The 25,927-nt window shown below is 68.8% G+C and carries 28 protein-coding genes; 8 read left to right on the top strand and 20 right to left on the bottom strand.

The features are described from left to right. Positions 1–44 precede the first annotated feature (44 nt). On the top strand, positions 45–962 hold the full coding sequence (locus tag BLP73_RS05480; RefSeq protein ID WP_090741440.1) for a glutaminase: 918 nt from the start codon (positions 45–47) through the stop codon (positions 960–962). Between the two features lie 60 nt (positions 963–1,022). On the opposite strand, the gene BLP73_RS05475 is transcribed toward BLP73_RS05480, so the two are convergent. Continuing rightward, the gene (locus BLP73_RS05475) at positions 1,023–2,450 is read right to left on the bottom strand and encodes a UdgX family uracil-DNA binding protein (protein ID WP_090741106.1); all 1,428 of its coding nucleotides are present in this window, start codon (positions 2,448–2,450) and stop codon (positions 1,023–1,025) included. After that, positions 2,450–3,682 carry a putative DNA modification/repair radical SAM protein gene (locus BLP73_RS05470; protein ID WP_090741103.1) on the bottom strand — a complete coding sequence of 411 codons (1,233 nt, stop codon included), beginning with the start codon at positions 3,680–3,682 and terminating at the stop codon, positions 2,450–2,452. The genes BLP73_RS05475 and BLP73_RS05470 overlap by 1 nt, the downstream gene beginning before the upstream one ends. A gap of 151 nt (positions 3,683–3,833) precedes the next feature. Here BLP73_RS05470 and BLP73_RS05465 point away from each other — a divergent pair, with 151 nt between their 5' ends. The 3 genes from BLP73_RS05465 to BLP73_RS05455 all read left to right on the top strand — a co-directional run bounded on the left by BLP73_RS05465 (position 3,834) and on the right by BLP73_RS05455 (position 6,516). Continuing rightward, positions 3,834–4,421: a LolA family protein gene (locus BLP73_RS05465; protein ID WP_090741101.1), complete on the top strand. Its 588-nt coding sequence runs from the start codon at positions 3,834–3,836 to the stop codon at positions 4,419–4,421. Positions 4,422–4,509: 88 nt separating this feature from the next. After that, a complete protein-coding gene (locus BLP73_RS05460; protein WP_090741098.1) occupies positions 4,510–5,766 on the top strand; it encodes an MFS transporter in 1,257 nt (418 codons plus the stop codon). A gap of 54 nt (positions 5,767–5,820) precedes the next feature. After that, positions 5,821–6,516, top strand: coding sequence for a 5'-nucleotidase, lipoprotein e(P4) family (locus BLP73_RS05455; RefSeq protein WP_090741096.1), 696 nt, complete (start codon positions 5,821–5,823; stop codon positions 6,514–6,516). Positions 6,517–6,550: 34 nt separating this feature from the next. Here the strand turns inward: BLP73_RS05455 and BLP73_RS05450 are convergent, their stop codons facing one another. The 3 genes from BLP73_RS05450 to rfbC are packed head-to-tail and all read right to left on the bottom strand — an operon-like array spanning position 6,551 to position 9,626. Then, positions 6,551–7,450, bottom strand: coding sequence for a glycosyltransferase family 2 protein (locus BLP73_RS05450; RefSeq protein ID WP_090741094.1), 900 nt, complete (start codon positions 7,448–7,450; stop codon positions 6,551–6,553). Beyond that, entirely contained in the window at positions 7,447–9,072 is a 1,626-nt protein-coding gene (locus BLP73_RS05445; protein WP_175453246.1) for a glycosyltransferase, read from the bottom strand. Before BLP73_RS05445 ends, BLP73_RS05450 begins: the two co-directional genes overlap by 4 nt. Continuing rightward, positions 9,069–9,626 carry a dTDP-4-dehydrorhamnose 3,5-epimerase gene (rfbC, locus tag BLP73_RS05440; protein ID WP_090741091.1) on the bottom strand — a complete coding sequence of 186 codons (558 nt, stop codon included), beginning with the start codon at positions 9,624–9,626 and terminating at the stop codon, positions 9,069–9,071. Before rfbC ends, BLP73_RS05445 begins: the two co-directional genes overlap by 4 nt. A gap of 148 nt (positions 9,627–9,774) precedes the next feature. Between rfbC and BLP73_RS05435 the strand changes: the two genes are divergently transcribed. After that, complete coding sequence (locus tag BLP73_RS05435) at positions 9,775–10,752, top strand: glycosyltransferase (protein WP_090741090.1); 978 nt, start codon at positions 9,775–9,777, stop codon at positions 10,750–10,752. Here BLP73_RS05435 and BLP73_RS05430 read toward each other — a convergent pair. Genes BLP73_RS05430 through BLP73_RS05405 form a run of 6 tightly spaced genes read right to left on the bottom strand, consistent with a single transcriptional unit; the run spans position 10,749 to position 15,719 of the window. Then, on the bottom strand, positions 10,749–11,339 hold the full coding sequence (locus BLP73_RS05430; protein WP_090741089.1) for a hypothetical protein: 591 nt from the start codon (positions 11,337–11,339) through the stop codon (positions 10,749–10,751). The genes BLP73_RS05435 and BLP73_RS05430 overlap by 4 nt on opposite strands. Further along, on the bottom strand, positions 11,336–12,175 hold the full coding sequence (locus BLP73_RS05425; protein WP_090741087.1) for an ABC transporter permease: 840 nt from the start codon (positions 12,173–12,175) through the stop codon (positions 11,336–11,338). Before BLP73_RS05425 ends, BLP73_RS05430 begins: the two co-directional genes overlap by 4 nt. Further along, positions 12,172–12,903, bottom strand: a complete 732-nt coding sequence (locus BLP73_RS05420; protein WP_090741085.1) for an ABC transporter ATP-binding protein — start codon at positions 12,901–12,903, stop codon at positions 12,172–12,174. The genes BLP73_RS05425 and BLP73_RS05420 overlap by 4 nt, the downstream gene beginning before the upstream one ends. Further along, the gene (locus BLP73_RS05415) at positions 12,900–13,514 is read right to left on the bottom strand and encodes a cupredoxin domain-containing protein (RefSeq protein ID WP_245686558.1); all 615 of its coding nucleotides are present in this window, start codon (positions 13,512–13,514) and stop codon (positions 12,900–12,902) included. The genes BLP73_RS05420 and BLP73_RS05415 overlap by 4 nt, the downstream gene beginning before the upstream one ends. 23 nt (positions 13,515–13,537) lie before the next feature. After that, complete coding sequence (locus tag BLP73_RS05410) at positions 13,538–14,506, bottom strand: YVTN family beta-propeller repeat protein (protein WP_090741083.1); 969 nt, start codon at positions 14,504–14,506, stop codon at positions 13,538–13,540. A 25-nt stretch (positions 14,507–14,531) separates the two neighbouring features. Then, complete coding sequence (locus BLP73_RS05405; RefSeq protein WP_090741081.1) at positions 14,532–15,719, bottom strand: ABC transporter substrate-binding protein; 1,188 nt, start codon at positions 15,717–15,719, stop codon at positions 14,532–14,534. Between the two features lie 138 nt (positions 15,720–15,857). Here BLP73_RS05405 and BLP73_RS05400 point away from each other — a divergent pair, with 138 nt between their 5' ends. The 3 genes from BLP73_RS05400 to BLP73_RS05390 are packed head-to-tail and all read left to right on the top strand — an operon-like array spanning position 15,858 to position 17,862. Next, positions 15,858–16,364, top strand: a complete 507-nt coding sequence (locus tag BLP73_RS05400; protein ID WP_090741079.1) for a DUF3280 domain-containing protein — start codon at positions 15,858–15,860, stop codon at positions 16,362–16,364. Between the two features lie 9 nt (positions 16,365–16,373). Then, positions 16,374–16,925, top strand: a complete 552-nt coding sequence (locus tag BLP73_RS05395; RefSeq protein ID WP_090741436.1) for an SRPBCC family protein — start codon at positions 16,374–16,376, stop codon at positions 16,923–16,925. Then, a complete protein-coding gene (locus BLP73_RS05390) occupies positions 16,909–17,862 on the top strand; it encodes a YncE family protein (protein WP_090741077.1) in 954 nt (317 codons plus the stop codon). The genes BLP73_RS05395 and BLP73_RS05390 overlap by 17 nt, the downstream gene beginning before the upstream one ends. Here BLP73_RS05390 and BLP73_RS05385 read toward each other — a convergent pair. The 9 genes from BLP73_RS05385 to gfa all read right to left on the bottom strand — a co-directional run bounded on the left by BLP73_RS05385 (position 17,837) and on the right by gfa (position 25,849). Next, positions 17,837–18,334 (bottom strand): rhodanese-like domain-containing protein, encoded by a 498-nt coding sequence (locus tag BLP73_RS05385; protein ID WP_090741434.1) that lies wholly within the window; start codon positions 18,332–18,334, stop codon positions 17,837–17,839. The two genes, BLP73_RS05390 and BLP73_RS05385, sit on opposite strands and share 26 nt — an antisense overlap. Before the next feature lie 50 nt (positions 18,335–18,384). Beyond that, positions 18,385–19,209 (bottom strand): quinoprotein dehydrogenase-associated putative ABC transporter substrate-binding protein, encoded by an 825-nt coding sequence (locus BLP73_RS05380; RefSeq protein ID WP_090741075.1) that lies wholly within the window; start codon positions 19,207–19,209, stop codon positions 18,385–18,387. Positions 19,210–19,213: 4 nt separating this feature from the next. Beyond that, positions 19,214–19,879 (bottom strand): c-type cytochrome, methanol metabolism-related, encoded by a 666-nt coding sequence (locus BLP73_RS05375; RefSeq protein WP_090741073.1) that lies wholly within the window; start codon positions 19,877–19,879, stop codon positions 19,214–19,216. Between the two features lie 134 nt (positions 19,880–20,013). Then, a complete protein-coding gene (locus BLP73_RS05370) occupies positions 20,014–21,816 on the bottom strand; it encodes a methanol/ethanol family PQQ-dependent dehydrogenase (protein WP_090741071.1) in 1,803 nt (600 codons plus the stop codon). 167 nt (positions 21,817–21,983) lie between these two features. After that, the gene (gene fghA / locus BLP73_RS05365; protein ID WP_090741069.1) at positions 21,984–22,817 is read right to left on the bottom strand and encodes an S-formylglutathione hydrolase; all 834 of its coding nucleotides are present in this window, start codon (positions 22,815–22,817) and stop codon (positions 21,984–21,986) included. Then, the gene (locus BLP73_RS05360) at positions 22,807–23,328 is read right to left on the bottom strand and encodes a GNAT family N-acetyltransferase (protein WP_090741067.1); all 522 of its coding nucleotides are present in this window, start codon (positions 23,326–23,328) and stop codon (positions 22,807–22,809) included. The genes fghA and BLP73_RS05360 overlap by 11 nt, the downstream gene beginning before the upstream one ends. Then, a complete protein-coding gene (locus BLP73_RS05355) occupies positions 23,325–23,960 on the bottom strand; it encodes an ATP-dependent Clp protease proteolytic subunit (protein ID WP_245686557.1) in 636 nt (211 codons plus the stop codon). The genes BLP73_RS05360 and BLP73_RS05355 overlap by 4 nt, the downstream gene beginning before the upstream one ends. A 78-nt stretch (positions 23,961–24,038) precedes the next feature. Continuing rightward, positions 24,039–25,166 carry an S-(hydroxymethyl)glutathione dehydrogenase/class III alcohol dehydrogenase gene (locus BLP73_RS05350; protein ID WP_090741065.1) on the bottom strand — a complete coding sequence of 376 codons (1,128 nt, stop codon included), beginning with the start codon at positions 25,164–25,166 and terminating at the stop codon, positions 24,039–24,041. Between the two features lie 86 nt (positions 25,167–25,252). Continuing rightward, positions 25,253–25,849: an S-(hydroxymethyl)glutathione synthase gene (gene gfa / locus BLP73_RS05345; RefSeq protein ID WP_090741063.1), complete on the bottom strand. Its 597-nt coding sequence runs from the start codon at positions 25,847–25,849 to the stop codon at positions 25,253–25,255. Positions 25,850–25,927: the final 78 nt, after the last annotated feature.

Below are 25,927 nucleotides of genomic sequence, written 5' to 3'. Positions count from 1 at the left end.
AGCGGCGCCGCTGCGGCATCAGGCGGCAAAGCCCGGGGGCGATGATGACCGAGACGCTGGCCGACTTCCTCGACCGCCTGAACCACGAGATCCGCCTTGCCGGTGACTGGGGCAGCGTGGCCGACTACATCCCCGAGCTGGCGCGTGTCGATCCGGCGCAATTCGGAATCGCCGTGGCGCTGCCCGATGGGCGGCTGCTGACGGCGGGGGACGCGGAAACCGGCTTCTCGATCCAGTCGGTCAGCAAGGTCTTCTCGCTGGCCGCCGTCCTCGGCCGGATCGGCGAGCAGCTGTGGCTGCGCGTCGGGCGCGAGCCCTCGGGCGACCGGTTCGATTCCATCCTGCTGCTGGAGCAGGAGAAGGGCCGCCCGCGCAATCCCTTCATCAATGCCGGCGCGCTGGTGGTCACCGACGAGCTGCTGACCGGCCGCACGCCGCGCCAGGCCCTGTCCGAGCTTCTGGGCTTCATCCGCGCCGCCGCCGAGGATGACGCGATCCATATCGACAAGGCGGTGGCAAGGTCCGAGGCCGAGACGGGACACCGGAACGCCGCGCTGGTCCATTACCTGCGCAGCTACGGCAATCTGAGGAACCCGCCCGATCACGCGCTCGGCACCTATATCCACCACTGCGCCATCGAGATGAGCTGCGTGCAGCTGGCCCGCGCCGGCCGGTTCCTGGCAGGCCTGCCCGATGCGCCGCGGATGATCGCGCCGCGCAAGGTGCGGCGGATCAACGCGCTAATGATGACCTGCGGGCAGTATGACGGCTCGGGCAATTTCGCCTTCCGGGTGGGGATGCCGGCGAAGTCCGGGGTGGGCGGCGGGCTGCTGGTGATCGCGCCGGGCAAGGCCTCGATCGGGATCTGGTCGCCGGGGCTGGATGGCTGGGGCAACTCTCTGGCGGGGACGCTGGCGGCCGAGCGGCTGGCCGAAGTCACCGGCTGGTCGGTCTTCGGCTGAGACGCCGCAGGGGGCTTTGCGCCCCCCGTTGCCTGCGGCAACTCCCCCCGCAGGATATTTTCACATAGGTGATATCATCTCGGCGGCGCGGGCAAGGTCCGATTGCAGCTCGTGGAGCGCCTGCTCCTTGGCATCGTCGCGCAGGCGCAGGATGAGGCTGGGGTGCCAGGAGATGAGGGTGTCGCCGCCGTCGAACGCGGGCTCGATGCCGCCGCGGCGGGGGGTGAGAGGCTTGGCGTTGCCGGTCAGCGCGCGGGCGGCGGTGGCGCCTAGGGCGAGGGTGAGGCGCGGCTGGATGAAGCCGCGCTCTTGGGTCAGCCACCACTTGCAGGCCTCGACATGGCCGGCATCGGGCGTCTGGTGGATGCGGCGCTTGCCACGCGGGGTAAAGCGGAAGTGCTTGACCGCGTTGGTCAGCCAGGCGCGGGACGGGTCGATGCCGGCCTTCTCCATCGACTGGCGGAGGAGCTGGCCAGCAGGGCCGACGAAGGGCTTGCCCTGCAGGTCCTCCTGATCGCCCGGGGCTTCGCCCACGATCATCAGGGGGGTCCGGGGGTTGCCTTGGCCCCAGACGGTCTGGGTGGCGGCATGGCACAGCTCGCAGCGGGTGCAGTGGCTGGCCTGGGCGGCGGCCTGCTCCAGCGTCTCGGGCGTGGCGTCGTCGGGCATGGGACGGATCTTGGCGGTAATGCGGGCGGCGCGGGCGGGGGCGGTCGAGGCGCCGGCATCGGCCATGGCCTGCACGCGGCGAGGGGCGTCCGACAGCATGTCGGGGATCAGCTGCGTTTCGGGCAGGTTCTTCCAGTATTTCTTCGGCATCTCGGACCGCATCGCGTCGGTCTTGATCCGGGCCGGGTTGAAGATGTTGGCGAAATAGGTCGCCCAGAGGCCGTGGCTGGCATCCGCCGGCAGGTCCGGGCGGGGCGCCGGCGGGTCGTAGCTGATCGCCTCGCCGGTGAAGCGGGCAATGCCCTCGGGCGTGGCGATCAGCCAGTCCATGTCCGCGAAGCGCTTGGCGAAGAAGGGCGTGCCGGCCTCGAGGATCGGGTGCTCTGGCTCGAACCAGGCGCCGAAGCTGCGGCGCAGGCCGTCCGAGGGCAGTTCGTGGAAGCGCACGAAGGCGTGCATCTTGTGGATGTCGCGGCGGACCGACTTCGCCATCTTCGACAGGCGGTCGGTGAGCGGATCGGCGGGGTTGGCCAGAAAGCCGCGCTGGTCCTGCAGGCGGATGAGCGCGGTGTAGAGCAGCGCGAACCGCTCGGGGTCGGAGTGGCTGGCAACCTGGCGGGCGAGGTCGAGGAAGTCCTTGGTCGCCGTCACCGGCGCATCGCCGGCCGCAGGCATCGGCTCGGCGCCGAAGAGATCGGGAGCCGAGTCGTCCGTCTGCCATGCCACGACTTCGGGCGCGGTGCGGGAGGAGGCGAGTTGCCGCGCCGCCGATCGCCAGGCGTCGAAGCGGCCGAAGCGGGGCAGCGGGACGCGGATCATCAGAAAAGACTCAGCTGCTCGGGCGCCGGGGCGAAGCGGGCGCGCAGGCTGTCGCTGTCGGTCAATGCGCCGGGGCGCCAGTCGGGCAGCGTGACGAAGGGCTGGGCCTTGGACATGATCGCGCCCATCCGCAGGAGGTCCGCGTAGCGCACCGGGCCGTTGCGGCGGGCGGCGAGGATGCGGTCCACGGTCTTGGTGCCGAAGCCCGGCACGCGCAGCAGCGCCTCGCGGGTGGCGCGGGTCACGTCCACCGGGAACTGCGCGCGGTTGGCCAACGCCCAGGCAAGCTTCGGGTCGATGGCGAGGTCGAGATTGCCCGAGGGGTGGGCGGCGCCGATCTCGTCCGCCTCGAAGCCGTAGAAGCGCATCAGCCAGTCGGCCTGGTAGAGCCGGTGCTCGCGCATCAGGGGCGGCTTGACCAGCGGCAGGGCGGCGGTGCTGTCGGGGATGGGCGAGAAGGCCGAGTAATAAACCCGCCGCAGCCGGTAGCCGGTATAGAGATTGGCCGAGGTCTTCAGGATCTGCCGGTCGGTCGTCGCGTCCGCGCCGACGATCATCTGCGTGGACTGGCCGGCGGGGGCGAAGCGCGGCGGACGCTTGCCGGTATGGGTTTTCTCCTTCGACGCCTCCTGCGCCAGACGCACGTCGGCCATGGCGGCGCGGATCGTCTCGGGGCGCTTCTCCGGCGCGAGGCGGCGGATCGAGTCGTCCCGCGGCAGCTCGATGTTCACCGACAGGCGGTCGGCCAGCAGCCCTGCCTCGGCCACCAGCTCGGGGGCGGCGTCGGGGATGGTCTTGAGGTGGATGTAGCCCTTGAAGCCGTGATCGACGCGCAGCATCCGCGCGATGCGGACCATGTCGCCCATCGTCTGGTCGGGGCTCTTGATGATGCCCGAGCTGAGGAACAGCCCCTCGATCATGTTGCGGCGGTAGAACTCCAACGTCAGCTTCACGACCTCTTCGGGAGAGAAGCGCGCGCGCTCGACGTTGCTGCTGACGCGGTTGATGCAATAGGCGCAGTCGTAGATGCAGAAGTTCGTCATCAGGATCTTCAGCAGGCTGATGCAGCGCCCGTCCGGCGTGTAGGCGTGGCAGATCCCGGTGCCGCCCGCCGAGCCGATCCCGCCCGAGCGCGAATCGCGCCGCGTGGTCCCGCTGGAGGCGCAGGAGGCGTCGTATTTTGCCGCGTCCGACAGGATCGCGAGCTTCTCTTGAAGGGTGCGCTGCGCCATTTTCGGAACATAGGTTCCCTATACGTTCCATGCAAGGCGCCGGTGCTGAAACAATGGCGTCGGAACCGTCACGGCGGCGCGATCATTCCCCCGTGCAACCGTCCTCGAGACGTGATGTGCATGAAAACCCGAGAAGGATAAGAATGGCGCCATGAACATACGCTCCCTCGCTCTTGCGCCCGTCCTCACCCTCGCCATGGCCTTCCCGGCAATGGCCGAGAGAATTTCACTCAACGAGATCTCGCGCTACCTGAACAGCCTGACGACGGTCACCTCGCCCTTCACGCAGGTGAATCCCGACGGGACCATCTCGACCGGGACGGTCTACATCCAGCGCCCGGGCCGCGTGCGGTTCGAGTACAACAACGACAACACGCTGGTCCTCGCCTCGGGCGGGAACGTGGCGATCTTCGACGGCAAGTCGAACAGTGGGCCGCAGCAATACCCGTTGTCGCAGACGCCGCTGTCGATCATCCTGGACGCCAACGTGAATCTCGGCCGTCCCGGCATGGTGACCAACCATACCGAGCAGAACAACGCCACCATCGTCACCGCGCAGGACCCGCAGCGGCCGCAGAACGGCAACATCCAGATGGTCTTCAGCGCCCCGACCGAGCTGCGCCAGTGGATCGTCACCGACGACAGCGGCCAGAAGACCACGGTGATCCTGGGCGAGATGCAGAAGGGCGGCTCGATCCCGGCCTCGCGCTTCTCGATCCAGAACGCGCTGAACCGCTGAGGCTGATTGCGGCCATACAATTGCGTGATTGACCGGCCGCATCCGACGCGCCAAGGCTGAGGCTCCGAGCCATCCGGAGCCTCTTTCCATGTCCGCCAACGCGCGCCTCTTCACCCCCGTCCTGATCGGGGGCTCTCTCATCCTGCTGATCAACTTCGCGCTCCGCGCCAGTTTCGGCGTCTTCCAGATCCCGGTGGCCGAGGATTTCGGCTGGCCGCGGGCCGAGTTCTCGCTGGCCATCGCGATCCAGAACCTGGCCTGGGGCATCGGCCAGCCGATCTTCGGCGCGCTGGCCGAACGGTGGGGCGACCGGTGGGCGATCATCCTCGGCGCGCTGCTCTACAGCGCGGGGCTGATCCTGACGGCCTTCGCGACGACACCGGCGGGCGTCCAGCTGCTGGAGATCATGGTCGGCTTCGGCATCGCCGGCACCGGCTTCGGGGTGATCCTGGCCGTCGTGGGCCGCGCCGCGAGCGACGAGAACCGCTCGCTCGCGCTCGGAATCGCCACCGCCGCGGGCTCGGCGGGCCAGGTCTTCGGCGCGCCGCTGGCCGAGATCCTCTTGGCCTTCTATCACTGGCAGTCGGTCTTCATCATCTTCGGCGTGATCGTGCTGAGCACGATGTTCTTCCTGCCGATGCTGGGCAGCGGCCGTCCCGCCAGCCCCGCGACGCTGGAGGCCAGCATGGGCACGGTGCTGAAGCGCGCCTTCCGCGATCCGTCCTACCTGATGATCTTCGCGGGCTTCTTCTCCTGCGGCTATCAGCTCGGCTTCATCACCGCCCACTTCCCCGCCATGATCACCGAGATGTGCGGCCCGATCGAGCCGGGCGGGATGCTGGCAGGCCTCGGGATCACCACGACCTCGGCGCTTGGGGCGGTCGCGATCTCGCTGATCGGGCTGGCGAACATCGGCGGGGCGATCTTTGCCGGCTGGCTGGGCAAGCGCTATACCAAGAAATACCTGCTTGCGGGGATCTACACGCTGCGGACCATCGCCGCCGCGGCCTTCATCCTGAACCCGATCACCCCGGCGAGCGTCATCGTGTTCTCGCTGGTCATGGGCGCGCTGTGGCTGGCGACGGTGCCGCTGACCTCGGGCCTCGTCGCCTATATCTACGGGCTGCGCTACATGGGCACGCTCTATGGCTTCGTGTTCCTGAGCCACCAGATCGGCAGCTTCCTCGGCGTCTGGCTGGGCGGCTGGCTCTATGACGTGTCGGGCGACTACCTGCTGGTCTGGTGGATCGGGGTCGGCGTCGGCGCCTTCAGCGCGCTGATCCACCTGCCCGTGCGCGAGGCGCCGCTGCGGATGCCCGCGCCGGCCGCCGCCGCCGCCGCGTGATTTGACCTTCCCGCGCGGCCGGCCTAGCCTGCCGGCCGCGCGACAGGAGGCTTCATGACCCGCACCCCCGCAAGAACCCCACACGACCACACCATCGCCGTGCGCTACCAGCAGGCCTCGGCCGAGGTGCGCGCGCTGCAGCGGCAATGCTACGCGCTGGCGACCCTGCGGCTGGAGGCGGCGGTGCGCGAGGCGGGCGGCGGCGCAGGGCTGGCCGTCGTCAGCGACATCGACGAGACGATCCTCGACAACAGCGCGGTGATGGCCTTCGCCGTCCATAACGGCCACGGGACCGACAGCCTCGAGACCTGGAAGCTGTGGGAGCGCGAGGGCGATCCCCACCTCATCCCCGGCGCGGCCGAGTTCTTCGCGCTGGCCGACCGGCTTGGCGTCACGATCTTCTACGTCTCGGACAGATTCGAGGAGAACAAGCTGGCGACCATCGCCACGCTCTCGCGCCTCGGCCTGCCGCAGGTGGCGGCCGCGCAGGTGCTGCTCTTCGGCCCGCCCAAGGCCGAGCGCCGCGCCGCCGTCGAGCGGGATCACCGCATCATCCTGCACCTAGGCGACACGCTGCACGACTTCCACGGCGCCTTCGCCGGCGCCGCGCTGGAGGACCAGCACAGCCTGGCCGAGGAACATGCCGGGCGCTTCGGGCAGGACTGGATCGTCTTTCCGAACGCCGCCCACGGCACCTGGATCGAGGCGGAGCTGCGCCCCTGGACCGCGCCCTCGGCCCTGATCGACTGACCCGGCGGGTTCTGCCGAACAGGGCGAGCAGACATCAGAGCCGCACGATCTTCGGTCGGAACCACAAGCCGCGCAGGATGGCGCCGTAGATCCTGCGGCGCAGTCGCGCCGGCACGCGGTGGCGGCGCATCTGGCCGCGCGCGCCATAGGCGAAGGCCAGCACGCTGATCAGCCCCGCCTCGCGCCGCCGAAACGAGGCCTCGTTGCGCGCCCCGTAGACGAACTTCCACAGGCTCGCGTCGTCGACGAGGCCGTAATTCACCCCGCGATTCTCCGGCGTGTCATGCACGACCACGCTTTCGGGCACGAAGATGCCGGGATGGCTGCGCGAGATGCGCCGGGTGAACTCGGCATCGTCGAACCAGATGAAATACTCGGCGATCGGCAGGCCGTGCTTGCGGACCGCCCAGGCCGGCACCAGCGCCGAGACGAACGAGCAGCTGTCGACCATCGCCCAGCCCCCCCGCGGCTGCACGAAGCGTGCCCAGTCCCAGACCGGGCGCGGGCAGTTCATCTCGCAGAGCGAGCCGTCGATCCATTCGACGCGCGAGCAAGCGAAGCTGGGGCGGCGGCCGGTCTCCCCCTCGAACCGGGAAAGGGCCTCGTGCAGCCGCTCGAGGGCGTCCGGCCTGGGATAGGCGTCGTCGTCCGACAGCCACAGATGCGCGGCCCCCATCTGGCAGGCGACGCGCATCCCGGCGTGAAAGCCGCCCGCGCCGCCCGCGTTCACCGGCAGGCGGATGTGGCGCAGCCGCGGATCGCCCTCCGCCCGCGCCGTCAGCAGCGCCGCCGTGTCGTCGGTCGAGGCGTTGTCCACCACCAGGATCACGTCCGGCGGCATCGTCTGGACGGCCAGCGCGTCCAGCACCTTCATCAGCTTGGCCGAGCGGTTGAAGGTGACGATGACGGCGGCCGTGCCAATCGCGCCGCTCATGTCGTCGCCGGCGCCGCCGCGATCCGGCGATAGATCGGCATCAGCACCTCTTCCGCGGTCGGCTCGGCGCGCAGGGCCGCGTGGCGGCGGGCGAGGGCTTCAGACTGCGCGGCCAGGAAGGCCGCGTCGCGCCACAGCCGGTCGATGACGGCGGTGATGCCGCGGACGGTGGCGCGCGGCGCGAGGGGGACCAGCAGCCCGTCCGGCAGCAGCTCGTCCTGCGCCCCGACACGGGTCGAGACGGGAATGCAGCCCTGCGCCACCGCCTCGTAGCAGACCAGCGCCAGGCCCTCGTTGTTCGAGGGCAGCAGCAGCATGTCGGCCTGCCGCAAGATGGCGGGCACGTCGGCCTCGGGTGGCAGCAGGTTCACCTGCCCGCGCAGACCGAGGCGGTCCAGGAGCGTCTCGAATGCTGGGTTGAAGGGGCCGTCGCCGATGACCGTGGCGGTGAACGCCACCTGCCGGCGGCGCGCCCAGGCCGCAAGCTCGCGCAGCGCATGGGCCAGGACGACCGGCCGCTTTTGGTAGCTGAGCCGGCCGACAAAGGCGACATGCAGGCTGGGCTGCCCGGCCCGGAAGCGTAGCGGCAGCGGCGGCGGGCCGTCCCGGTCCAGCATCCGGCCCAGCAGCACCTTCTCCAGCGGGACGCCGAACCGGCCCGAGAGGTGGCGGGCGAGGCCCGCGCTGATCACGTGGTGGCGGTCGATGAACTGCGTCCAGACGCCCGAGATCCAGGGAAAGCCGCCGTTCGCGTATTCGACGATATGGGTGCTGTCGATCACCTGCAGATGCGGCAGCCGCGCCCGCAGTGTCGGCAGCGCCACGTAAAGCGGCGTGCAGTGATGGATGTGGACGAGTCGGATGTCCTCGGCCAGCGCCAGGGCGGTCACGTAGCGGGTCCAGTGCCGGTGCGGCAGGTGCCGGTCCAGCCGGATGAAGGTGACGCCCGGATGCTGCGGCAGCCGGTCGGCGAGGCTCTGCGGCGCCGGCACCGAGGCGACGACGAAGACGCGCAGCCCCGCGCGATGCGCCCAATGGATGCAGTCGAGGCCGAGCCGCTCGGCCCCGCCCAGTTCCAGCCAGTGCATCCCGACGAGGATCGCGGGCCGCGTGTCCCGCGTGGCGGGCGCTGCCGCGGCGGGCAGGGCCGCGCGGCGCCCGAAGGGCAGCGCCCTCCGGCGGTCGCGGCGCTCGAGACGGCGCTTGCGCAGCATCTCGGCGTGGTAGCGCAGCGTCTCGTAGGCCATCGGGCTGGCGCGGAACAGCCAGCCGAGGCGAGCGATGGGCTTCCAGGGGCGTTCGGCCGGCCCCGGCTGTCCGGGCCGGGGCGGACGGGGAAGCGCGGCGATGATCGTCACGATGCGCGGATCGCTGCCGAATGCCGGCCGCTCGATCACGCCGAGGAAGTCCGGCCCCAGATCGCCCGGCGCAAGATCCACCTCGCCCTCGTGGAGCTGGACCTTCGGCCCGTGGTGCTGCGTCCCGATCCTGAGGACGTAGCGCAGGTGCCGGGTCGGGAAGATGCGCTCGTAGATGGCGCGCAGCTCGCGGATATCGGCTTCGACGGGTGGGATGTCCTGCGGCGCGGCCGTGGCCCCTGCCCCGCCGAAGGGGAAGGTCATGCGCTCTCCCACCGGAAGGGCGAGGTCCAGTCGGCGAAGGCCGGAGCGCGGCTGTCCTTGTCCGACAGGACGGGCTCGTCCACGCCCCATTCGATCCCCAGGCTGTCCCACCGGACCGCCCCGTCCGAGCCTGCGTCGAAGAAGTCCGTGCACTTGTAGACCACCTCGGTGTCCGGCTCGCGCGTGACGAAGCCGTGCAGGCAGCCGGCGGGCACCCAGAGCTGGCGGCCGTTCTCGAAGCTCAGCTCGGTGCCGAACCACTGGCCGTAGGTCGGGCTGCCGAGGCGCGCATCCACCGCGACGTCGAACAGACTGCCGCGCCCGCAGCGCACAAGCTTGCCCTGCGCATGGGGCGGCGACTGGTAGTGCAGCCCCCTCAGCGTGCCGGTCTTGTGCGAAATCGAGTGGTTGTCCTGCACGAATTCCGGCAGGTCCAGCCCCGCCTTCTCCAGCGTGCGCCGGTTCCAGCTTTCCGAAAAGAAGCCGCGCGCGTCGCCGAAGCGGGCCGGTGTCAGGACCAGCACACCCGGAAGCCTAGTCGTCTCGATCTGCATGAACCATCCTCGCCACAATTCCCTTGTCTTGTAGGTCGCGGCGCGGGGCTTGTCAGCCCGTCGCGCAGAAGGCCGTGCGCCGGTTGCCTTCGCTTTGGGCAACATGTTAACAGCGACGGCCGCAGCGGCAGCTTGTGAAGGCGACGGAATGCCGAGGAAACCTCCGAAGATCACGGCGGTCGTCGTCACCCATGACCGGGTCGCGCAGCTGCGCCTGACGGTCGAGCGGCTTCTGGCCGAGCCGATCGCGACCCTGATCGTGATCGACAACGCGACGCGCGACATGACGGCCGGCTGGCTGGCAACGCTGGACGATCCCCGGCTGCTGGTGCATCGCACGCGGGCGAATGTCGGGGGCGCCGGCGGCTTCTCGCTCGGGATGCAGCTTGCGCGCGATCTGACGGACGCCGACTGGATCGTCGTCATGGATGATGACGGCCGGCCCGCCGAAGGGGCGCTGTCCGCCTTCCGCAGGATGGACCCGCAGGGCTGGGACGCCATCGGCGCCGCAGTCTTCCACCCCGACGGCCGGATCTGCGAGATGAACCGCCCCTACCGCAACCCGTTCTGGCGCCTGCCCGAGTTCCTGTCGACGCTGGCGCGGATGCCCCTCGGCCAGGGCCGCAAGGGCTTCCACCTCGCCGACCGCGCCTATGCGGGCCACGCGCCGGTGCGCGAGGTGGACATGAGCAGCTTCGTCGGCCTGTTCCTGTCGCGCGCGGCCTTGATCAGGGCCGGGCTGCCCGACCCGCGGCTCTTCATCTACGGGGACGACCAGCTCTACACGCTGCGGATGCGGCTGGCCGGCCTGCGCATCGGTTTCGCGCCGCAGATCCGGTTCGAGCATGAGACGACGGCGCTGCAGGGCCGGAAGGGCGTCGTGCTGCGCCCGCTCTGGAAGGTCTATTACATGTATCGCAATGCGCTGATCGCCTATCGCGTCGCGGCGGGCCCGTGGTTCCGGCTGCTGGTGCCCGTGCTGCTGCGCAAGTGGCGGCGCAAGGCGCCCGACTATGGCGGCGATGCGCCGGTCTTCGGCCGGCTGCTGGAGATGGCCATCGCGGATGGCATGGCCGAGCGGCTGGACCGGCCCCATCCCGAGATCGTTCGCCTCGCGCAGCCCTAGTCGAGATGCGCCTGGATGGCGCGGCCCAGGGCGAAGATGCGCTGCTCGAGGATCACCGGCGTCTCGCAGACATAGGTCAGCTGCTGCTGGCGCTCGGTGAAGATGCGCTGGTCCCAGTCCAGCGCCGCCTCCTCGGCGTCGATGGCTTCGAAATCGGGGGCCTCGGCGGCCTCCATCTCCTCCATCCGCGCCCGGCGCTCCTCGATCCGCGTGGCCAGCGCCACCTGCGAGCGGCCGTAGCGCGAGATGCCGCCCATCAGGGCGCTGCGGTCCTGCTCGATCCGGCGGAAGGTCGCCAGCATCAGCGCGACCAGCTGCGCGGGCTCGGCCTCGGCGGCGAAGGCCGCGATCTCGGCCTCGGCCTCGTCCATCGGCATCCGCCGCTGCTCGATCCGCTCGGCCAGAAGGGTGATGGCGCGATCGCGCGACAGGCTCTCGGCGGCCTCGTCGGGCGGTGGGCCGGACCAGACCTGCCCAAGCGACAGGTTCGGCTGCTGGCGCTGGATGCAGGGCCAGTCCGGATCGGTGCCGGCCGCGCCGAAGGCGGGACCGGCCATCGCAAGCGCCAGAACTGCGGCACGGATCATGCGGGGCCTCCTTTGCGGCGGGCCCAGAGGCCCTTCTGGGGATCGTACATGAAGACCGCCGCGCCGAAGAAGGCCGCGAGGCAGCCAATCACCACGACCAGCGCCCCCCAGTTCATCTGCATGTAGAGGGCGAAGCGGATCAGCTCGACGGCGTGGGTGAAGGGGTTGAAGCGGCAGATGTCGTAGAGCAGGGGCGAGCTTTCGCGCATCCGCCACAGCGGATAGAGCGCGGAAGAGGCGAAGAACATCGGGAAGATGACGAAGTTCATGACCCCGGCGAAGTTCTCGAGCTGCCGGATGGCGCTGGAGAGAAACAGCCCCATCGCGCCCAACATCAGCCCCGACAGGACCAGCGCGGGGATCACGGTGACATAGCCCCACACGGGCGGCCGGATGCCCCAGAACCAGGCGATGGCGAGGAAGGTGTAGACTTGGATGATCGACACGATCACCCCCGCGATCAGCTTCGATCCCAGCAGGAACCAGCGCGGGAAGGGGCTGACCAGCAGCGTCCGCATCGCCCCTGTCTCGCGGTCGTAGACCATCGACAGCGAGGACTGCATCCCGTTGAAGAGCTGGATCATCGCGACAAGGCCGGGCGTGACATAGACCTCGTAGAGGACATAGGTCTGGTAGGGCGGCGTGATCGACAGGCCCAGCACCGCACGGAACCCCGCCGCGAAGATGAACAGCCAGACCAGCGGGCGGACCAGCGCGGCAAGGAAGCGCCCGCGCTGATGAACAAAGCGCAGCGTCTCGCGCCGGGCGATGCCGGAAAAGGCGATCAGCCAGCCCCGCGCGCGGGTGGTGGGGGCAGCGGCCAGGGGAGCGCTCATGCGGCGAGCCCGGTCATGTCGAGGAAGGACTGCGTCAGCCCCGCCCCGCCGGCGATCTCGGCCGCGCGGCCGGCCCGCAGGACGCGGCCGCGATGCAGGATCACCAGATCGTCGACCGGCTCGATCTCGTCCATGATATGCGTCGCCCAGAGTGCCGAGACGCCGTGCCCCGCGATCAGCCGCCGCGTCAGCGCCAGCACCTCGGCGCGGGACTTCACGTCGAGGCCCACCGTCGCCTCGTCCAGCAGCAGCAGCTCGGGGCTGTGGATCAGCGCCCGCGCGATCTCGGCACGGCGGGACTGCCCGCCCGACAGGGCCGAAACGCGCGCCTCGGCCCGGTCGGCCAGGTCGACATCCTCCAGCACCTGCGCGATCCGCAGCTTGGCGGCGCGGCGGGCGATGCCGTGCAGGCTGGCATGGTATTCGAGGTTCTGGCGGATGGTCAGGTCGGCATCCATCGCGCGGCTCTGGAAGACGACGCCCAGCCTGGCCAGCGCCTCGGAGGGCTGCCGGCGCAGGTCGAAGCCGCCGACGCGAATCGTCCCCGAGCGGTTGTTGTAGAGCCGCGTGATCAGCGAGAAGAGCGTGGTCTTGCCCGCCCCGTTCACGCCCAGAAGCGCCGTGAACCCGCCGCGCGGCACGGTCAGCGAGACATCGTCCAGCGCCCTGACGCTGCCGAAGTCGTGGCTGACACCCGAGATGGCCAGCGCGGCGGAGTCGTCGGTCATTGGATGTTGAACACTGCCTGCATGGTCTCTCCGGTCGAGCCGGGCACCGACAGCGTATAGCGCCCCGGCAGGATTGCAACGAAGCTGATGCGGGCGCTGCCGGCGGCGTCGAACTCGATGCTGTGCACGCCCATCGGGCGGATCTCGATGTCGTTGATGACGATCTCGTTGATCCAGACGGCGCGGAAGAAGTCGCCGCCCGACAGCGACAGCTCCTGCGTGCCGTCGGCCTCGATCTCGATCCGATAGTAGCCGCCCGATTTCAGCGTGTATTCGCCGCCCGCCACCGGCTGACCCGACGAGAGGCGCAGGGGCGCCAGGTCGGTGCGGTTCTCGCGGTTCATGATGCCGGGAAAGCCGTAGTCGAACATGCCCGAGGCCTGGTAGGTGCCGCCCTCGCCTTCGGCCGCACCCTCCTCGGCCTCGTCGTCGCCGCCATCCTCGTCCTCTTCGGTCGTCGGAGCCGCGGCGTCGGGCGCGGTGCTGTCGGCGGCGCCGGCTTCGGGCGTCTCGGCCGCAGGCGCGTCCTGCGCGGCGGCGGGGGCGGCGACGGGTGCCGCCAGGATCAGGCCCAGCGCGGCCCCGGTCATCAGTCTCGCCAGAATGTTCATCTTGTCCTCCCTTGAAGTTCTGCTCAGTCCGGCGCGACGACGACGCCCCAAGGCTGCTGGCCGACCGGCACCGAGCGGATCACCTCGTCCCGCTGGACGTCGATGATTGAAACGTCGTTCGAATTGCCGTTCGTGGTGTAGAGATACCGCTCATCGGGCGTGAAGGCGAGCTGCCAGACCCGCTGGCCGACCAGCAGGTAATCGATCACCTCGTCCGTCTCGGCATCCACCACCGCCACGCGGTTCGACGGCCCGAGCGCGACGTAGAGCTTCTTGCCGTCCGAGGTCACGCGCGCGCCGACGGGCTGGATCGCCTCGGGCAGCACGCCGGGGATCTCGAAGCTGATCTTCTTGGTGATCTCGTAGGTCTCGGGGTCGATCACGCTGACCGTGCCGCCGATCTCGGAGGTGACGTAGAGCTTGCTGCCATCGGCCGTGAACTGCGCGAAGCGCGGGCGGCTGTCCACGAGGACGTTGGCGACGATCTCGTAAGTCTCGGTGTCGATGAAATGCGCCATGTTCGTCGTCTCGGAGGTGTTGACGACGTAGCGGCCGTCGGGGCTGACGCCCATCCCCTCGGGCTCGACGCCCACGGGGATCTCTGCCAGCACCTGCCGCGTCTGCACGTCCACCACGGTCACAAGGTTGTCGTCCTCGTTCGCGATGTAGAGCGGGTTGCCCGACGGGTGCAGGACGAACAGCTCGGGATCGGGGCCGGAGGGCAGCGTGTGCATCTCCTGCATGGTCTCGGGGTCGAAGACGCGCACGATGTCGTCGTCCGAGGCGCAGACGTAAAGCTCGGAGCCGTCGGGGCTGATGGTGATGCCGCGGGGGCGGTTGCCGACGGGATAGGTGCCGATGACCTCGAAGCTTTCGCCGTCCAGCACGGTCACGTCGTTGCTGCGCTCGTTGGTGATGAAGACGCGGTTGGCCAGGGCGACGCCGGGCAGAAGCGTCAGCGCAAGGGCGGCGGAACAGAACAGGTGCTTCATGGCGTCCTCTTGAAAATATGGCTCGTCAGAACCGGCACTGGGTCTCGGGGCGGTCGAAGCCCAGGGTGTCGAGCGCGCTGGTCTGGTGCAGATACTGGTCCTGCGGGCTGACCGAAGTGGTCAGCGCCCCCGTCGTCAGCAGGATCGGCTGGCGCAGCTGGTGGTCCCAGTCCCGCACCGTCAGCGCCTGGCCCTTGAAGCCGGCGACGTCGAACTCGGGCGAGAGGATGAACTCTTTCAGCACCTCGGGATCGCCGGACTGGGTGCGGGTCGCGGCCTCGCCCACCATGCGCAGGGACAGCCAGACCTGGTAGTCCTCCTCGCGCATCTGCCGGTTCGCCAGGCGCTCGAAGCGGTTCTGAAACTGCGTGCCGCCCCAGGCCTCCATCGCCGGGTGCCAGCTGCGCGGCACCAGCCCGGCCGAGCCCGCGACGGGGCGCGGATCCCAGGTCAGGTAGGGCAGATGGTTGGCGAAGACGTCCGCCTCGTCGGCGGCGATGACCACGTCATGCTCGGACGCGCGCTGCGTGAAGACCGGCATCTGCGCCTGCACCTGCACATGGCCCGAATCGGTGCGGCGGGCGCCGCCGGTATCCTCGAACTCGCGCTCTTCCACGATGCGGGCGCCGAACTTGGCGGCGGCGCGGCGCCAGGCGTCGGCCAGCGCTTGGTCCTCGGGGTGGCTGCCATGGATCAGGAACCAGCGCGGCCAGCTCTTCCACATCAGGAACTGCGCCATCGCGTCGGTCAGCATCGCGTGGCTGGGCGCGACATGGATCATGTTGAAGCGGCAGTCGGCGCCGCGCAGGTTGTCGCCCCGTGCGCCGGCGTTGAAGACCATCACCCCGGCCCCGGCCTGATCGGACAGGGCCAGCGTCGTCGCGTCGTCGGCCAGCAGCACGATGAACTCGATCCCCTGATCGAGGATCGCCTGCATCTCGGCGGCGGCGGTGTCCGGGGTGGCGGTAACCTCGATCGCCTCGAAGTCCTGGCCCATGAAGCGCCCGGTCGTGTCGTTGTCGTCCATGGCCAGCCGCGCGCCGGCGAAGCCCAGATCGGGCGGCGGCAGGTCAAGGCGCGACAGGGGCGGCAGGCGCGTCTCGTCCACGCGCAGCACGGCGGCCGGGATCTGCACCGGCTCGGGCTGCTGGGCGTGGGCGGGAAGGGCCAGAAGCGCCGCGCCTGCCAGAAGCTGGATGAATTTCAACCGCATGTCCTCATCTCCCTGCTGCATTTTGAGGCGCTGGCCGCCGCGCCGTAAAGCCTGTTTTTGTTCCCGGTGCGGGCGGGAAGATTTGGCTAAACCCTTTGTCTGATAGACGACCCTGCCGCACCGGCGCATGGTCGAGCCATGAGACGCAACCTGATCGCCATCGCCCTGCTCGTCGGTTCCGCACTGGCCGGCCCCGCAGGGGCGGACGCCCCGCCCCCGCCCGGCAGCGCGACATGGTTCGGCATCCACTACATCGACACCTCGACCGAGGGCGCGATCAACGGCCTGCGCGCGGACGAGACGGCGCGGATCGAGATGATCGAGGAGTACATCGCCGCTGCCCTGACCGAACGCGGCTTCGATCTGCGCGAGCCCGACGCAGAGCGGGTCGCGCGGATCAGGAACCCGGTGCATTCCAACGGCGCCGACAGCAAGATCGCGGCCGAGATGGGCAGCGACTACGCCATCTCGGGCGAGGTGCAGAAGGTGTCAAACCTGATCCAGTCGGTGAACCTCTACATCCGCGAGGCCGAAACGGGGCGGCAGCTGCGCGCCGGGGCCGTGGACGTGCGGGGCAACACCGACGAGGCCTACCAGCGCGGCTACAGCTACCTGCTGCGCAACATTATCTTCCGGGAGGACTGACACAGTATGATGAGACAGGTTCTAGCCGCGGCGCTCGGCGCGACGGTGTTGCTGGCCGGTGCCGCGATGGCGCATGGCCCCTCGCGCCAGAAGGCCGAGATGTCGGTGATCCTCGACGCGACGCCGGCCGAGGTCTGGGAGGTCGTCGGCCGCTTCGACGACATGAGCTGGCACCCCGCCATCGCCGCCACCCGGATGGAGCCCGAAGGCGCGCCGGCGGACGTTCCTGAGGAATCCACCCGCGTGCTGACCCTGGCCGCAGAGGGCGATCCGACCATCACCGAGGTTCTCCTCGGCCGCGACGACGAGAAGATGACCCTGCGCTACATGATCACCGAGGTCGACGTGGCGGTGATCCCGGTCACGAACTACTCCTCGACCATGCAGGTCAAGGACAATGACGGCCGGGCCGAGTTCGTCTGGCGCGGCGGCTTCTATCGGGGCTTTCCGAACAACGACCCCCCGGCCGAGCTGAACGACGACGCCGCGGTGGCGGCGGTGAACGGCATCTACCAAGCGGGGATCGACGCGCTGGCCGAACGATTTGGTCGCGTGGAGTAAGCTGTTCCGCGGCGCCTCGGCCGGCTTGCTGCTGCTGGCGGCCCCGGCCCTGGCGCAGGATCTTGCGGCAGTGACCTCGCAGACGGCCGACCGCCTGAGCCTCGTGGACCTCTCGACGCTCGAGGTGATCGCGGAGGCGGATATTCCCGGCGCTCCGGCCCCGGTCGCCTATGACCCAGGGCATGGGCGCATCTTCGTGATCGCGGCCGATACCGGGCATCTGCATGTCTTGGGGGAAGACCTCGCGCCGCTGGCCGAGCGTGCCTTGGGCGAAGGTGCCTTCGGTCTGGCCGCGACCGGGGATGGCGGCGTGTTCGTCACCGACTGGTTCGGCGGCCGGCTGCTGCGGCTGGCACCGGACCTGAGCGAGGTCTGGCAGGCCGAGACCGGCGCGGCCCCGGCCGGCGTGGCGGTGGATGCGGCGGCAGGGCTGGTCGCCACCGCCGACCGAGACTCCGATGCGGTCAGCATCTTCGACATGGCGGGCGGGCGTCTTCTGCACCGCGTGGCGACGGCCGGCGCGCATCCCTTCGGGATCACCTTTGCGGCAGGGGCGCTGTGGACGGCGGATGTGCAGGGCAACCGCGTCTCTCGCATCGATCCGGCACTCGGCACGCTGACGGGCAGCCTGCCGACCGGCAGCCATCCCTATGCCGTGGCCTTCGCCGGCGGAAAGGGCTTCGTGACCAACCAGTATGGCGGCAGCGTCACCATCTTCGATGCGGCAAGTCTTGACCTGTTGGGCGAGGTCGATCTTGGCGGTTACCCCGAGGGTATCGCCGCCCTGCCCGACGACAGCGGCGTGGCGGTGGCCAACTGGGACAGCGACACGCTCACGATCATCGACGCCGTGACGCTGGAGCCGAGGGCCGAGCTGGCGATGCCGGCGGGGCCGCGCGCGTTCGGGCAGTTCACGGGTCGAAGGCAGTCACGGTGACGAGGGGCGGGCCGTCGGCCTCTTCCCAAGCCTCGATGCCGCCGGGAAACCAGATCACGTCCAGCTCGCCCCATTCGACGGCGCGCTTGGCGGCGTTCCAACTCATCCAGCAGTCGCTGCGGCAGAAGAAGATCACCGGCAGGCCGGGGAAGTCGCGGCGGACCTGGCGCAGGCCGGCGCGCAGCCGCGCCTCCTCCTCGGGCGCGAGGCGCTGGTAGCCGGTGTTCCACAGCCACAGCGCGCCGGGGATCGATTCGTGCCGAGGCTCGCGCCAGACGGTGTCCGCGGGCAAACCCTCGGGTCGCGCCTTCCGGGGCAGGATGTCCAGGAAGACGGCGGCGCCCGCGGCATGGAGGCGGATCGCCTCGGACGCGTCGATCACCCGCGCGCCCGCCAGCGTGGCCGGGACCGGGGCGCGGTAGGGCTCGCCCCGGTAGCCGTCCGGCTCGGCCACGGGCTGCGGCCGCGCCATCGTGCCGGTGCCGAGGGCGACCAGCAAGCTGGCGGCGGCGAGGCGCCAGTTCACGGCAGCACCTCGCGGCCATAGTCGTCGACGAGCGGCACGCCGGCCTCGTGCAGGATGGCGTTGATCTGGTCTTGGTTGCGGCGGATCAGGCTGTTCAGCTCGCGCTTCCATTCCTGCTCTTCCAGCCGCACCCCCATCGTGATGCGGTAGAAGAGCCGCGGCCCTCCCTCCTCCTTCAGAAGCGGGGTGAACTGCAGCTCCGGATCGTCCTTGACGCGCGGGCCGGCCAGCGGCCCCCACAGCACGGCGGCGCCGAGCGTGCCGTCCTTGACCTGCGCCAGCATGGTACCGACCGGGTCCTCGACGCGGCGGTCGACGAAAAGGTCCGCCCCCCGCATCCGGGCCGCCAGCCCCGCCCGCGCCAGGTGCGAGGCGGGCGGCGTGCCCGCGACGACGCCGATGTCCTGATCCTGCAAGGCGGGATCGGTCAGGCGGTCCACGGCGGCCAGTGGCCCGTCGCGCCGCGTCACGATGCCGTAGACCGAGGTGTAGTAGTGGTTCGTGTTCTGCACCAGCTCGTCGCCCTGGGCATAGCCCATCACCACGTCGCAGGTGCCGGCCCTGAGGGTTCGGGTGATGAAGCCCATGCCCGAGGGGAACCAGGCATAGGTCACGGGCAGGCCGAGCTGCTCGCCCACGTAGTCCGCCAGCTTGTTCTCGAACCCGCTGAGATCCTCGGCCGACATTGGCTTGTTGGCCGGGTCGGCGCAGACCCGCAGCTGCGTCGTCGACCTGAGATCGGCGACCTGCGCCGGCGCCGCCGCGGGCAGCAGCACCGACAGCGCCAGGGCCGCGCCGGCAAGGATGCGCGTGAGGGTCATGCCGTCAGCTCGACATGCAGGCGTCTTCGATCGCCGTATACTCCTCGGGCTTGTCGGCGCGCTGCGCGGGGCGTCCCCGCGGGATCGTCTCGGTGCCATGAGCCACGAGGTAGGTGTAGATGTCGTCGATGTAGCACCAGACGTTCTTGTTCGTCCCGAAGGCCGGCATCACCGAGTTCGAGGACTGCTTGCCCGACGCCACCACCTGCATGAAGTCGTAATAGTCCATGCGGAGCACCGAGTTCTTCAGGGCCGGCGCATAGGTCGAGCCCTCGCCGTCGGGACCGTGGCAGACATGGCATTCGGCATGATAGCGGCGGAAGCCGTTGAAGGTCGCGAAGTCGACGGTGCCGTCGTCCTCGACGTTGAAGGTCGGGATGCCCTCGTCGTTGACCCACCGGCCGTCGACCATCTCGACCGCACGGATGTCATGCCCGCTCGGCATGAGGGTCTGGCCCTCGGCCACCTCGACCTCTTCCTCGTCGGCCATGCCTTCGCCTTCGGCCGTCTCCGTCTCCGTCGCCGCCGGTGCCTCGGCGGCGCCCGACACGGCGGCCGCTGCGCCGGCGCCAGCCTCGGCGGGCGGAGCTTCCCCGGTGGCCTGAGCCAGCGCGGCGCCGGCCAGCGAGACGCCCAGAAGCAGCGCGCTCAGACTGGTGATGGATTTCATCGTGATTCCTCCCAAGGGGTTGGTCTGCCTGCTCTCCTCAGACAGAACCGCCCCAGTTTATCCCCGGGGCGGCTCCTCTCCAGATCAACTTGACGCGTGCGGAACTAAGGTATGAGGTTCCGCGGGTCCCGGCCTCAGCCCGGCAGCTCGAACACGGTCAGCTGACCGCCGAGTTCGGTGTAGTCGCTGAGCGCGGCATAGCCGCCCACGGCGCCCAGACCGTCGTTCGGGTTGGTCAGACCGGCCGCCAGACCGATCCCGGCCCAGCCCCCGACCCCGGACAGGACGGCGATGTACTGCTTGCCGTCATGCTCGTAGGTCATGGTGTTGCCGATGATGCCCGACGGAGTCTTGAAGCTGTAGAGCTCCTCGCCCGTCTCGGCATCGACCGCCTTCAGGAAGCCTTCCAGCGTGCCGTAGAAGACCACGTCGCCCGCGGTCGCCAGGGCGCCCGACCAGACCGAGAACTTCTCGGGCAGCGACCACTTGATCTCGCCCTCGACCGCGTCCCAGGCAATGAAGTTGCCCATGCCGCCGTGGCTGTCCGGAGCCGGATACATCGACAGCGTCGCCCCGACATAGGGCTGGCCGGCGGTGTAGCTGACGCGGAACGGCTCGTAGTCCATGCAGACGTGGTTGGTCGGCACGTAGAAGAGGCCCGTCTTCGGCGAATAGGCGGCCGGCTGCTGGTCCTTGCTGCCAAGGGCGGCCGGGCAGACGCCTTCCGTGTTGGTGTCCTCGCCGTTCTGGGCGGTCGAGTACTCGGCCACGACTTGCGGGCGGCCGTACTGGTCCGAGTTCGGGTCCATCTCGACATGGGTCGCCCAGTTGACCGCCGGATCGAACTTCTCGGCCACCAGCAGCTCGCCCGTCTCGCGGTCCAGCGTGTAGGCGAAGCCGTTGCGGTCGAAGTTCACCAGAAGCTTGCGCTCCTGCCCGTCGATTTCCTTGTCCACGAGGATGTTCTCGTTGACGCCGTCATAGTCCCACTCGTCATGCGGGGTCTTCTGGTAGAACCACTTCGCCTCGCCCGTGTCGACGTCGCGAGCCATGATGGTCATGGACCAGCGGTTGTCGCCGGGACGCTGGCTGGGGTTCCAGGTCGAGGGGTTGCCGGTGCCGTAATAGACGAGGTTCAGGTCCGGGTCATAGCTGAACCAGCCCCAGGTCGTGCCGCCGCCGATCTTCCACTGATCGCCTTCCCAGCTGTTCAGCGAGCTGTCGGCGCCGATCGGCTGGCCGAGGTGCATGGTGGTTTCCGGGTTCACCAGCATCTCGTCGTCGGGCCCGGTGGAGTAGGCCTTCCACGCCTCGGACCCGTCCGAGAGGTTGTAGGCCGTGATCCGGCCGCGCACGCCGTATTCGCCGCCCGAGACGCCGACCAGCACCTTGTCGCCCACCGGCATCACGGTGGCGGTGTTCGTCTCGCCGATCGCCGGGTCGCCCGTCTGCACGGACCATTTCTCTTCGCCCGTCATCGCGTCCAGCGCCACCAGCGTGGTGTCGGCCTGGTGCGACAGGATCATGCCGTCGGCATAGGCGACGCCGCGATAGACCGTGTCGCAGCACATCACGGCGATGACTTCGGGATCCTGCTGCGGCGTGTGGCGCCAGACGATCCGCCCGTTGTCGCTGAGATCCAGCGCAAAGATGTTGTTCGGGAACGGCGTGTGGACATACATCATGTTGCCGACCACGAGCGGCCCGCCCTCGTGCCCGCGCAGCACGCCGGTCGAGAAGGTCCAGGCGACGCGCAGGTCGCCGACGTTCTCGCGGTTGATCTGGTCCAGTTCCGAATAGCGCGTGTTGGCGTAGTCGCCCGTCTGGATCGCCCATTGCTCGGGCTTGGCAGTCTCGGTCAGGACGCTTTCGTTGGCGTGAGCCGATACGCCCGTCAGAAGCAGTGCGACCGCCGCACTGTTCAGCAGATGTTTCATTGAAGTGCTCCTCCGCTTGGACATCCGGCCGCGGTTCTCCTCCCCCGGCTTCGATCCATGCCCAACTGTTGGATGCACCCCCTCCAACGTCAATCGAGCGCCCCACCACTTGCCCCTAAAGTCTTACGAGGTAATGGCAAGGCGCCCGGGAATGATCGGCAATTGCCTCAGCCGAGGCGTTCAGCGTGCCAGAAGACGTGGTCGGCGATGAAGGACTGCACGAACCAGTAGCTGTGATCGAAGCCGGGCTGCATGCGGAACTGCCCGGGCTGGCGGCGCTTCATCATCGCCTCGGCCAGCGTTTCCGGCTTGAGCAGGTCGAGGAACTGGTCGCTCGCGCCCTGATCGATCAGCACCTCGCCCGGATAGCCGCGCTCGGCCATCAGGATCGAGGCGTCATGCGCCCGCCAGCTGTCCCGGTCCTCGCCCAGATAGGCCGTCAGCTGCTTGCGGCCCCAATCCGAATCGGACGGGTTCGAAATTGGTGCGAAGGCCGAGACGCTGCGGAAGCGCTCGGGATGGGTCATGGCGATGGTCAGGGCGCCGTGGCCGCCCATCGAGTGGCCGGTGATCCCCATCGCGTCCTCGTCCACCGCGAAGTTGTGGCAGACAAGCTCGGGCAGTTCGTGCACCACATACTGCCACATCTGGAAATGCGGCTTCCAGGGGTCCTGGGTGGCGTTGACGTAGAAGCCGGCGCCCTGACCTAGGTCGTAGGCCTCGTCATTGGCCACGCCTTCGCCGCGGGGCGAGGTGTCGGGGAAGACCATCGCGATGCCGGCCTCGTCGCACCACTGCTGCGCCGCCGCCTTGGTCATCGCGTTCTCATGGGTGCAGGTCAGGCCCGAGAGATACCACAGGACCGGCACCTTCCCGTATTGCGCGGCCTCGGGCAGGTAGACGGCGAAGGTCATGTCGGTCCCGGTCGCCTGCGAGCGGTGGCGATAGACGCCCTGCATGCCGTGGAAGCTGCGGTTCTCGGACAGGGTCTCAAATTCCATGCGTCTCTCCCTTCAGGGTCTGGAACATGACCAGCGCGTCGACTGGTCCTTCGTGGGGGTGAAGAAACGCGCCCGGCAGGCGGCCCACAACCGAAAAACCGGCCTTCTGCCACAAATGGACGGCATCGGCATTGGTCGAGACGACGAAGTTGAACTGCATGGCGGCAAAGCCCTGCGCGGTGGCCCAGGCCTTGGCATGCTCGACCAGCGCGCGGGCGACGCCGCGGCCGCGTGCCTCGGGCGCCGTCGCGAAGGAGGCATTGGCGACATGCGATCCGCCGGCGGGCCGGTTGGCGCCGACATGGCTTGTGCCGAGCACCTCGCCACCCGCCTCGGCGACGAAGACGGTAAAGGGCGCGGCGAACCAGTCGGCCAGCGCCTCGGTGCGGGTGATGTCGCGGGGGATGCAGTAGGTCTCGCCCGCGCGGTAGACGGGCTCCAGCACCCGCCAGATCGCGTCCTCGTCGGCCGGGGTCGCGGGGCGGACGGTGACGCCCGCCCGCGCGGTCATTTCAGCTCGTCCACGCTGCGGATGACCTGGCCCAGAAGGCCGTAGTCCAGCGCCTCTTGCGTGTTCAGCCAGAAGTCGCGCTGCGTGTCCTTCTCGATCCGCTCGACGCTCTGGCCGGTGGCCTCGGCGAAGATCTGGTTCAGGCGGTCGCGCATCAGGCGCACCTGCTCGGCCTGGATCATCATGTCCGAGGAGGTCCCGCCGATCCCGCCCGAGGGCTGGTGGATCAGGAAGCGCGTGTTCGGCAGGCAGTAGCGGTTTTCCTTCTTCGCCGCGACGAAGATCAGCGCGCCGGCCGAGGCCACCCAGCCCGAGCCGATGGTGCGCACGGTCGGACGGATGAACTTGATCACGTCATGGATCATGTCGCCCGATTCCACATGCCCGCCGGGCGAGGAGATCAGCATGTTGATGGGCGCGTCGCTGTCCTCGGCAAGGGCCAGAAGATGCGCGACGGTGCGCTGCGCCAGCTTGTCGTTGATCCCGCCGGCGACGATCACCGTGCGGGACTTGAAGTAGAGCTTGCCGATCTTGTCGCCTTCGGGAAGGCCCAGGCCGCCGTCCTTGTCGCCCTGGTGGCGGCGGTCGTCCTCTTCGGGTTCGTCGTCATCGTCCAGCCACTGGTGGCGCATCAGCCTGCTCCTTGTCATTCTCATGGCGACGGCGGAGCCGCAGCCCCGCCGCACAGATACCTAAGCAGCCCTTAAGGATCAGTAAAGGACGACCGAGCGGATCGACTCGCCGTGATGCATCAGATCGAAGCCCTTGTTGATGTCGTCGAGCGGCATCGTGTGGGTGATCATCGGGTCGATCTCGATCTTGCCGTCCATGTACCAGTCGACGATCCGCGGCACGTCGGTGCGCCCGCGCGCCCCGCCGAAGGCCGTACCCTTCCAGACGCGACCCGTGACAAGCTGGAACGGGCGGGTGCTGATTTCGGCACCGGCCGCGGCCACGCCGATGATGACGGACACGCCCCAGCCCCGGTGGGTGCATTCCAGCGCGTCGCGCATCACCTTGGTGCTGCCTGTCGCGTCGAAGCTGTAATCGGCGCCGCCGATCTGGTCGAACGGGGTCTTCGTCATGTTGACGATCTCCTGCACGACGTTCTCGACGTTCTTGGGGTTGACGAAATGGGTCATGCCGAAGCGCTCGGCCATCACCTTCTTGTCGTCGTTCAGATCAACGCCGATGATCATGTCCGCACCTGCCAGGCGCAGGCCCTGGATCACGTTCAGGCCGATCCCGCCGAGGCCGAAGACCACGGCCTTCGCGCCGATCTCGACCTTGGCGGTGTTGATCACGGCGCCGATGCCGGTCGTCACGCCGCAGCCGATGTAGCAGATCTTGTCGAAGGGCGCGTCCTCGCGGACCTTCGCCACGGCGATCTCGGGCAGGACGGTGTAGTTCGAGAAGGTCGAGCAGCCCATGTAATGATGGATGGGCGTGCCATCCAGCATCGAGAAACGGCTGGTCCCGTCCGGCATCAGCCCCTGGCCCTGTGTCGCGCGGATCGCAACGCAGAGGTTCGTCTTGCCCGACAGGCAGGCCGCGCATTGCCGGCATTCGGGGGTGTAGAGCGGGATGACGTGATCGCCCGGCTTGACCGAGGTGACGCCGGGGCCGACCTCGACCACCACGCCCGCGCCCTCATGGCCGAGGATGGCGGGGAAGATGCCTTCCGGGTCGGCGCCGGAGCGGGTGAATTCGTCGGTGTGGCAGATGCCGGTGGCCTTGATCTCGACCATGACCTCGCCCGCCTTGGGGCCTTCGAGATTGACCTCCATCACTTCGAGCGGCTTGCCGGCCTCGAGGGCCACGGCGGCACGGGTTCTCATTGTCCTGTCTCCTTCGGTCGTTTGTTGGTCTTTCAGCCCGAAGGGGCCGTCATGCGGCCCCTTCGGTCAACTCGATGCCGCGGCACTCACGCCGGCAGCGCACCCGATCGGCGGGCGACATGCGTGGCGATGGCATCCATCAGCGGTGGAGACAAGGCATCGTATGGCTCGAGCCCAAGCTCGCGCAGGCGCGACCTGATGCCGTCCATCCGCGACGGATCGACCCCCGATTCGATAACCGAGCTGACGAAGGCCGCAAATTCCGGCCTTGCCCAGCCCGCCTCGTCCGACAGCTCGGTATGCACAAAGTCCAGCCCGTAGAAGGGGTGGTCCTTGTTCTCGATCCGGCCGTAGAGATGCACGCCGCAGTCGCGGCAGCGGTAGCGCTGGATCGCCGCGTTCGCATCGACCACCTCGAGCTTCTCGGGATGTTCGATGACCTCGACGGCATCGCGCGAGACGACGGCAATCTGGCTGAAGGTGGCCCCGTCGGGCTTCCAGCACTTCGTGCAGCCGCAGACATGGTTGTGCGCGGTCTGCGCCGAGACCCGGACCTTCACCGGGTTGCTGGCGCAATGGCACGACAAAACGCCGCCGGCGAAGTCCGCGGCGGCGGCAGGTATCCCGTGATCGACAGCGGGGTGGATGCCTACCCCGCCGGTGCTTGTCTCTGTGCTGGTCATGGTCCCCTCCTCCAAACGACCGGACGCAGGTGCAGCGTCGCGCCGCGCCGCGCGGACGGCAAGTCGGAGGAAGGTGGT

Source organism: Paracoccus tibetensis (assembly GCF_900102505.1).
In the GTDB taxonomy this organism is placed as follows: Bacteria; Pseudomonadota; Alphaproteobacteria; order Rhodobacterales; family Rhodobacteraceae; genus Paracoccus; species Paracoccus tibetensis.
The sequence above is the reverse complement of the archived record's forward strand: the minus strand, read 5'-3'. Positions and strand labels throughout refer to the sequence as shown.

Excerpts from the sequence above, each read along its gene's own strand:
- BLP73_RS05415 (WP_245686558.1), bottom strand. The coding sequence starts at position 13,514 with ATGAACATTCTGGCGAGACTGATGACCGGGGCCGCGCTGGGCCTGATC.
- BLP73_RS05475 (WP_090741106.1), bottom strand. The coding sequence starts at position 2,450 with ATGATCCGCGTCCCGCTGCCCCGCTTCGGCCGCTTCGACGCCTGGCGA.
- BLP73_RS05435 (WP_090741090.1), top strand. The coding sequence starts at position 9,775 with ATGCCGAGGAAACCTCCGAAGATCACGGCGGTCGTCGTCACCCATGAC.
- BLP73_RS05455 (WP_090741096.1), top strand. The coding sequence starts at position 5,821 with ATGACCCGCACCCCCGCAAGAACCCCACACGACCACACCATCGCCGTG.
- BLP73_RS05405 (WP_090741081.1), bottom strand. The coding sequence starts at position 15,719 with ATGCGGTTGAAATTCATCCAGCTTCTGGCAGGCGCGGCGCTTCTGGCC.
- BLP73_RS05425 (WP_090741087.1), bottom strand. The coding sequence starts at position 12,175 with ATGAGCGCTCCCCTGGCCGCTGCCCCCACCACCCGCGCGCGGGGCTGG.
- BLP73_RS05360 (WP_090741067.1), bottom strand. The coding sequence starts at position 23,328 with ATGACCGCGCGGGCGGGCGTCACCGTCCGCCCCGCGACCCCGGCCGAC.
- BLP73_RS05460 (WP_090741098.1), top strand. The coding sequence starts at position 4,510 with ATGTCCGCCAACGCGCGCCTCTTCACCCCCGTCCTGATCGGGGGCTCT.
- BLP73_RS05400 (WP_090741079.1), top strand. The coding sequence starts at position 15,858 with ATGAGACGCAACCTGATCGCCATCGCCCTGCTCGTCGGTTCCGCACTG.
- BLP73_RS05375 (WP_090741073.1), bottom strand. The coding sequence starts at position 19,879 with ATGAAATCCATCACCAGTCTGAGCGCGCTGCTTCTGGGCGTCTCGCTG.
- rfbC (WP_090741091.1), bottom strand. The coding sequence starts at position 9,626 with ATGCAGATCGAGACGACTAGGCTTCCGGGTGTGCTGGTCCTGACACCG.
- BLP73_RS05465 (WP_090741101.1), top strand. The coding sequence starts at position 3,834 with ATGAACATACGCTCCCTCGCTCTTGCGCCCGTCCTCACCCTCGCCATG.
- BLP73_RS05370 (WP_090741071.1), bottom strand. The coding sequence starts at position 21,816 with ATGAAACATCTGCTGAACAGTGCGGCGGTCGCACTGCTTCTGACGGGC.
- BLP73_RS05380 (WP_090741075.1), bottom strand. The coding sequence starts at position 19,209 with ATGACCCTCACGCGCATCCTTGCCGGCGCGGCCCTGGCGCTGTCGGTG.
- gfa (WP_090741063.1), bottom strand. The coding sequence starts at position 25,849 with ATGACCAGCACAGAGACAAGCACCGGCGGGGTAGGCATCCACCCCGCT.
- BLP73_RS05470 (WP_090741103.1), bottom strand. The coding sequence starts at position 3,682 with ATGGCGCAGCGCACCCTTCAAGAGAAGCTCGCGATCCTGTCGGACGCG.
- BLP73_RS05445 (WP_175453246.1), bottom strand. The coding sequence starts at position 9,072 with ATGACCTTCCCCTTCGGCGGGGCAGGGGCCACGGCCGCGCCGCAGGAC.
- BLP73_RS05385 (WP_090741434.1), bottom strand. The coding sequence starts at position 18,334 with ATGGCGCGGCCGCAGCCCGTGGCCGAGCCGGACGGCTACCGGGGCGAG.
- BLP73_RS05430 (WP_090741089.1), bottom strand. The coding sequence starts at position 11,339 with ATGATCCGTGCCGCAGTTCTGGCGCTTGCGATGGCCGGTCCCGCCTTC.
- BLP73_RS05420 (WP_090741085.1), bottom strand. The coding sequence starts at position 12,903 with ATGACCGACGACTCCGCCGCGCTGGCCATCTCGGGTGTCAGCCACGAC.
- BLP73_RS05410 (WP_090741083.1), bottom strand. The coding sequence starts at position 14,506 with ATGAAGCACCTGTTCTGTTCCGCCGCCCTTGCGCTGACGCTTCTGCCC.
- BLP73_RS05480 (WP_090741440.1), top strand. The coding sequence starts at position 45 with ATGACCGAGACGCTGGCCGACTTCCTCGACCGCCTGAACCACGAGATC.
- BLP73_RS05355 (WP_245686557.1), bottom strand. The coding sequence starts at position 23,960 with ATGCGCCACCAGTGGCTGGACGATGACGACGAACCCGAAGAGGACGAC.
- BLP73_RS05350 (WP_090741065.1), bottom strand. The coding sequence starts at position 25,166 with ATGAGAACCCGTGCCGCCGTGGCCCTCGAGGCCGGCAAGCCGCTCGAA.
- BLP73_RS05395 (WP_090741436.1), top strand. The coding sequence starts at position 16,374 with ATGAGACAGGTTCTAGCCGCGGCGCTCGGCGCGACGGTGTTGCTGGCC.
- BLP73_RS05450 (WP_090741094.1), bottom strand. The coding sequence starts at position 7,450 with ATGAGCGGCGCGATTGGCACGGCCGCCGTCATCGTCACCTTCAACCGC.
- fghA (WP_090741069.1), bottom strand. The coding sequence starts at position 22,817 with ATGGAATTTGAGACCCTGTCCGAGAACCGCAGCTTCCACGGCATGCAG.